This window comes from Streptomyces sp. NPDC058671, from assembly GCF_042716475.1.
Taxonomy (GTDB): Bacteria; Actinomycetota; Actinomycetes; order Streptomycetales; family Streptomycetaceae; genus Streptomyces.
On the sequence record NZ_JBHXSA010000002.1, the window covers coordinates 249,689 to 256,050 of the forward strand.

General features: G+C 69.6%; 7 protein-coding genes and 1 pseudogene. All 8 read left to right on the forward strand.

Translation table 11 applies throughout. The features are described from left to right. Positions 1 to 141 precede the first annotated feature (141 nt). The 8 genes and pseudogenes from ACFWV2_RS03305 to ACFWV2_RS03340 all read left to right on the forward strand — a co-directional run bounded on the left by ACFWV2_RS03305 (position 142) and on the right by ACFWV2_RS03340 (position 6,218). A complete protein-coding gene (locus ACFWV2_RS03305; RefSeq protein ID WP_384401462.1) occupies positions 142 to 393 on the forward strand; it encodes a hypothetical protein in 252 nt (83 codons plus the stop codon). Positions 394 to 437: 44 nt separating this feature from the next. Continuing rightward, positions 438 to 791 (forward strand): helix-turn-helix domain-containing protein, encoded by a 354-nt coding sequence (locus tag ACFWV2_RS03310; RefSeq protein WP_384401465.1) that lies wholly within the window; start codon positions 438 to 440, stop codon positions 789 to 791. Between the two features lie 155 nt (positions 792 to 946). Beyond that, entirely contained in the window at positions 947 to 1,471 is a 525-nt protein-coding gene (gene uraD / locus ACFWV2_RS03315) for a 2-oxo-4-hydroxy-4-carboxy-5-ureidoimidazoline decarboxylase (RefSeq protein ID WP_384400901.1), read from the forward strand. Further along, positions 1,468 to 1,887: a hydroxyisourate hydrolase gene (uraH, locus tag ACFWV2_RS03320; protein WP_384400904.1), complete on the forward strand. Its 420-nt coding sequence runs from the start codon at positions 1,468 to 1,470 to the stop codon at positions 1,885 to 1,887. Before uraD ends, uraH begins: the two co-directional genes overlap by 4 nt. A 5-nt stretch (positions 1,888 to 1,892) precedes the next feature. Next, entirely contained in the window at positions 1,893 to 2,816 is a 924-nt protein-coding gene (pucL, locus tag ACFWV2_RS03325) for a factor-independent urate hydroxylase (protein ID WP_384400908.1), read from the forward strand. Between the two features lie 75 nt (positions 2,817 to 2,891). Next, positions 2,892 to 3,031: pseudogene (locus tag ACFWV2_RS03330) on the forward strand (purine permease); the annotation flags it as partial. Positions 3,032 to 3,079: 48 nt separating this feature from the next. Further along, positions 3,080 to 4,468, forward strand: coding sequence for an 8-oxoguanine deaminase (locus ACFWV2_RS03335; RefSeq protein ID WP_384400911.1), 1,389 nt, complete (start codon positions 3,080 to 3,082; stop codon positions 4,466 to 4,468). Positions 4,469 to 4,862: 394 nt separating this feature from the next. Further along, complete coding sequence (locus tag ACFWV2_RS03340; RefSeq protein ID WP_384401468.1) at positions 4,863 to 6,218, forward strand: nucleobase:cation symporter-2 family protein; 1,356 nt, start codon at positions 4,863 to 4,865, stop codon at positions 6,216 to 6,218. Positions 6,219 to 6,362 lie beyond the last annotated feature (144 nt).

The following is a 6,362-nucleotide window of genomic DNA, read 5'->3' on the forward strand; positions in this document are numbered from 1 at the left end:
GAGAGGTAGGCGCTCCTTCCGTATCGCGGAAGTAAGTTTCTGTCTGACGGAATGTTGCAAGGCGGGTGGTGCGCTTGTCAAGAGGTCCCCGCAGGTCCGGGGCTCCCGCAGGGCCGAGCAGGGCCGTAGCGTGGGGCCATGGTGCGTTTGAGAGTGGAGTTCACGACCGAGCCGTTCGACCTCGACGAGGCGCCGGCGCACGCGGTCGTGGCCCGTGAGGTCATCCAGTCGGCCCAGCTGGACGCGGTCGACGTCGGTCCCTTCGGCAACACCGCGGAGGGCGGCGCCGACGCGGTTCTCACCGCGGTCGACGCGCTGCTGCGCTCGTCCCTGGAGGCCGGTGCCACCCGCGTCTCGCTCCAGGTCAACGTCATCGGGGAGGGTGGGAAGTGAGTGAGCACCCGTTGGTCGCGGCGGTGAAGCCCCTGGTCGACGCCATGGGCGCCGAGGTCCTGGTCCCCGCGCAGGCGGGAGCCGACGACGTCGTCCTGTCCTGGGAAGGCGAGGACGTGATCGCCGTACGGCTGCCCCAGCTGTCCGACTCCCTCGACCACATCCTGGCGGCGATGGAGCGGCGGCACGGGATGCCGCTGTCCGAGCTCGACCGGAAGTCCAAGCAGGAAGCCGTCCGGCTGCTGGAGGCGCGGGGGGCCTTCTCGGTACGCCACGGGGTGGAGACGGTGGCGGGTGCACTGGGTGTCAGCCGCTTCACCGTGTACAACTACCTCAACAGGGAGACCGCACAGCGGGAGACCGCCCTGAACAGGGAAAAGGCCCCCGAGGGCGAGTAGTCGAGCATGTGTGGCCACAAGCCGTCGTCCAGATGTCGGGACGACGGCTTTTGCGTGGCCGACTTTTCAACAAAGTGTTGACGTTGTGTTGCGGAGGGCGTTAGCTATCCGCAGCCCGTCCGACGCACAGCGAAAAACAGCCACGGAGGCTTCCCGTGACTTCAGGTACGACACCGGGCCTCACCCGGTTCAACACCTCGGCGGACAGCGAGGCCCTCGCCACGCTCCACGAGGTGTGTTCCAGTTCGGCGTGGGGAAGCAGGATCCTCGCCCAGCGCCCGTACACCACCGCCGACGCTCTCTTCCTCGCCAGCGACGCCGCCATGGCCGAGCTGACCGCCGAGGACCTGGCCGAGGCGATGGCGGGGCACCCGCCGATCGGTCGTCCGAAGGCAGGGGACCCGACCTCCTCGCGCGAACAGAGCGGGATGGCCGGCGCCTCCGCGGAGCTCAAGGCCGAGATGCTCGAACTCAACCTGGCCTACCAGGACACGTTCGGACACGTCTTCCTCATCTGCGCCACCGGCCTGACCGGCGAGCAGATGCGCGACGCGCTCCGGCAGCGGATCGACAACCCGGCCGAGAAGGAACGGGAGATCGTCCGCACCGAACTGGGCAAGATCAACCGCATCCGGCTGACCCGACTCGTAGAGACCTCCGAGGAGGAGAACTCCGCATGAGCACCGACACCACCGCCTCGGTGTCCACCCACATCCTGGACACCAGCGTCGGCCGCCCCGCCGAGGGCGTCGCCATCACGCTCGCGGCCCGCGGCGGCTCCGACGCGGAATGGGTCGCGCTCGGCGGTTCGGCCACCGACGCGGACGGACGCTGCAAGGACCTGCCGGCGCTGCCGGAGGGCACCACCCACGTACGACTCGACTTCGAGGTCGAGGCGTACTTCTCGCACAAGCACAGCGTGAACAAGCAGAGTTCCACGAACCAAGCCGAGGCGCAGCAGGACGCCCCCCGCGTAAGGGACAGCGGTGCGTTCTTCCCGGAGGTGGCGATCACGTTCGCCGTCACGCCGGGCGAGCACTACCACGTACCGCTGCTGCTCAACCCGTTCGGCTACTCCGTATACCGAGGGAGCTAGCAGACATGCCCACGATTCTCGGCCAGAACCAGTACGGCAAAGCAGAGAACCGCGTCGTCAAGATCACGCGGGACGGCGACACCCACCACATCAAGGACCTGAACGTCTCCGTCGCCCTCTCCGGCGACCTCGACGACGTCCACCTCTCCGGCTCCAACGCCCACTGCCTCCCCACCGACACGACGAAGAACACCGTCTTCGCGTTCGCCAAGGAGTACGGCATCGAGTCCGCCGAGCAGTTCGGCATCCACCTCGCCCGCCACTTCGTGACGAGCCAGGAGCCGATCCACCGGGCGCGCATCCGGATCGAGGAGTACGCCTGGGACCGGATCGCCACCTCCGAGGCCAACTCCAAGTTCATAGGCGCCGACGAGGTCAACCACTCCTTCGTCCGCCAGGGCCAGGAGACCCGCGTCACCCAGATCACCTACGACGGGACGAACTGGGAGGTCATCTCCGGCCTCAAGGACCTCGTCGTCATGAACTCCACCAACTCGGAGTTCTGGGGCTACATCAAGGACAAGTACACGACGCTCCAGGAAGCGTACGACCGCATCCTGGCGACGCAGGTGTCCGGCCGCTGGCGGTTCAACTGGACCGACGACGAGCAGCGCATGCCCAACTGGGAGCGGTCCTACGCCGAGACCCGGAAGCACATGCTCCAGGCCTTCGCCGAGACCTACTCGCTCTCCCTCCAGCAGACGCTGTACCAGATGGCCTCGCGGATCATCAACCACCGCTCGGAGATCGACGAGGTCCGCTTCTCGCTCCCGAACAAGCACCACTTCCTGGTCGACCTCGAGCCCTTCGGCCTGAAGAACGACAACGAGGTCTACTACGCCGCCGACCGCATGTACGGCCTCATCGAGGCCACCGTCCTGCGCGACGGAGCCACGGCGCAGATCCCCGTCGACATGACCAACCTCTGAGCGGCATCTGATCGACCGGCCCCCGCCCGCCCGCAGCCGGGCGGGGCCGGTCCACCGGACCGGACGTGACCCCCGGCGGACCTCCCGGCCCCGGAGCGGACGGTCCCCGGCCCCCGGATCAGCGCGGGCGCACTCGTCGCCGCCTGCGCACCCTGTTCTTCCACCACCTCGGCACCCGGAGCCGCCACACGGCCCCGGCACTCAAATCCTCCTAGGGTCCTGCCGTGCCCACTCCACCCCAGAGGAATGAAGGAACCACCGCCATGGCAGCACCTTCGGCAGCCCAGCGCATCGTCATCGAGAACGCGGCGATCGCGACGGTCGACGCGAACGACACCGAATACGCCTCCGGCTACCTCGTCGTGGCCGACAACAAGATCGAGTCCATCGGTGCCGGCCGGGCTCCCGAGGGCCTGGAGAACGTGGTCCGCAGGATCGACGCCTCCGGTCACCTGATCACGCCCGGTCTCGTCAACACCCACCACCACTTCTACCAGTGGATCACCCGGGGTCTGGCGACCGACCACAACCTCTTCGACTGGCTCGTCGCGCTCTACCCGACCTGGGCGCGGATCGACGAGCAGATGGTGCGCGCCGCGGCCCAGGGCTCGCTGGCGATGATGGCCCGCGGTGGTGTCACCACCGCCATGGACCACCACTACGTGTACCCGCAGGGCTCCGGCGACCTGTCCGGCGCCATCATCGGCGCCGCCTCCGACATGGGTGTCCGCTTCACGCTCGCCCGCGGCTCCATGGACCGCAGCGAGAAGGACGGCGGCCTGCCGCCGGACTTCGCCGTCGAGACCACCGAGGGCGCGCTCGCCGCGACCGAGGCGACGGTGAAGAAGTTCCACGACGCCTCCTTCGACGCCATGACCCAGGTCGCCGTCGCCCCCTGCTCCCCCTTCTCCATCTCCACCGAACTCCTCCGGGAGGGCGCGGCGCTCGGCCGCCGCCTCGGGGTGCGCATGCACACCCACGGCTCGGAGACCGTCGAGGAGGAGAAGTTCTGCCACGAGCTCTTCGGCATGGGCCCGACGGACTACTTCGAGTCCACCGGCTTCCTCGGCGAGGACGTGTGGATGGCGCACTGCGTCCACATGAACGACTCCGACATCGCCGCCTTCGCCCGCACCAAGACCGGCGTGGCGCACTGCCCCTCCTCCAACGCGCGCCTCGCCGCCGGTATCGCCCGCGTCCCCGACATGCTCAAGGCCGGTGTGCCCGTCGGCCTCGGCGTCGACGGCACCGCCTCCAACGAGTCCGGCGAACTCCACACCGAGCTGCGCAACGCGCTCCTCATCAACCGCCTCGGCGCCCACCGCGAAGCCGCGCTCAACGCCCGCCAGGCCCTGCGCCTCGGCACCTACGGCGGCGCCCAGGTCCTCGGCCGCGCCGACAGCATCGGTTCGCTCGAAGCCGGCAAGCTCGCCGACTTCGTCCTCTGGAAGATCGACGGCCTCGGCCACTCCACCATCGCCGACCCGGTCACCGCCATCGTCTTCGGTGCGGCGGCCCCGGTCACGGCCTCCTTCGTCAACGGCAGGCAGATCGTCGAGAACGACCGCCTGCTCACCGTCGACGAGGACACCATCGCGCGCGACGCGCGCGCGGAGGCACAGCGCCTGGCCCGCATCGCGGCCCAGGGCTGACCCTCCCCATGGAGTCCGACCGGGGGGGACGGCCCCCGGTCGGTCGCCGCGGACCCGAGCGGGGTCCGCGGCAGCCCGACCGGGAGGTGCCGTACGCAGAAGACGTACGGCACCTCCCGGGACGGTGACATCCGCCCGTACCCCCATCGGGCACCCCGTCCCCGCGCCGCCGCCTCCCCGCGCGCGCACCGCACCACCCCCGCAACGAGCCGCACCTCCTGCACCTCGCACCGCATCGCACCACCTCCCTGAACCCCGCGTCGCCGCCGACGTGTAACCGACCGGAGGAACCGCCGTGGCCGCCAAGCCCCAGGTTCGCAATGCACAAGACGCAGGCTCCGCCCCCGAAGACCGGGTGACGCATCCGGTCGACGAGACGCTGCCCCCAGTGAAGATGCTCACCAGCGGCCTCCAGCACGTGGCCGCCATGTACGCGGGGGTCGTCGCCCCGCCCCTGATCGTGGGAGCGGCCGTCGGCCTCTCCGGCACCGAACTCACCTTCCTGACCGGCGCCAGCCTCTTCACCGCCGGACTCGCGACCTTCCTCCAGACACTGGGCGTCTGGAAGATCGGTGCCCGGCTGCCGTTCGTCAACGGCGTCACCTTCGCCGGGGTCGCTCCGATGCTCGCCATCGTCGACACCACCGACGACAAGGCCGACGCACTGCCCGTGATCTTCGGCGCGATCATCGTCGCCGGACTCCTCGGCTTCCTCGCCGCGCCCTGGTTCTCCCGGCTCGTGCGGTTCTTCCCGCCGGTCGTCACCGGCACCGTGATCACCCTCATAGGTGTCTCCCTCCTGCCGGTCGCGTTCGGCTGGGCCCAGGGGCCCAACCCCAAGGCCGCGGACTACGGTTCGACCACGTTCCTCTGTCTGGCCGGCATCACGCTCGTCGTCGTCCTGCTGCTCCGCCGCTTCACCCGCGGCTTCCTCAAGCAGATCGCCGTCCTCGTCGGCCTCGTCATCGGCACCGTCATCGCCATCCCGTTCGGCGTCACCGACTTCTCCCCGGTGACCGAGGCGGACATCGTCGGCTTCCCGTCGCCCTTCCACTTCGGCGGCCCCCAGTTCGCCCTCGCCGCGATCATCTCCATGTGCGTGGTCATGCTGGTCTCCATGACCGAGTCGACCGCCGACATGCTGGCGCTCGGCGAGATCGTCGACCGGCCGGCCGACGAGAAGACCATCGCGGCCGGACTGCGCGCCGACACCCTCGGCTCCGCGATCAGCCCGCTCTTCAACGGCTTCATGTGCAGCGCCTTCGCGCAGAACATCGGCCTGGTCGCCATGACCCGGATCCGCAGCCGCTTCGTCGTCGCCTGCGGCGGCGGGTTCCTGGTCCTGATGGGTCTGTCGCCGGTCGCCGCCTCGCTCATCTCGGTCGTCCCCCGGCCGGTCCTCGGCGGCGCGGGCGTCGTCCTCTTCGGCTCGGTCGCAGCCAGCGGCATCCAGACCCTGGTCAAGGCCGGCCTGGAGAAGGACAACAACGTCCTGATCGTGGCCGTCTCCCTCGCCGTCGGCATCATCCCGATCACCGCGCCGGAGTTCTACCACGCCTTCCCGGAGACCGCGAAGATCATCCTGGACTCCGGCATCTCGACCGGCTGTGTCGCCGCGGTCCTGCTCAACGTGGTCTTCAACCATCTGGGCCGGGGCCGGGGCCGGGACGACGACGAGGTGACCGCGCCCATGGAGCCGGGCGAGAACATCTCCGGCAACCACACGGCGAAGGCGGCGCACTTCCACTGAACCCGCCCGTCCTCCCCCCGACCGCCCCGGGCCCCGCCCCCCCGGCCGGGGGCGGGGGCGGGGGGGGGGGGAACCCCCACAACACCACCCCCCCCCCCCCGCTGTTGTACCCGAAAGCCCCCCCCCCCCCGGGGGGCGGGGTAC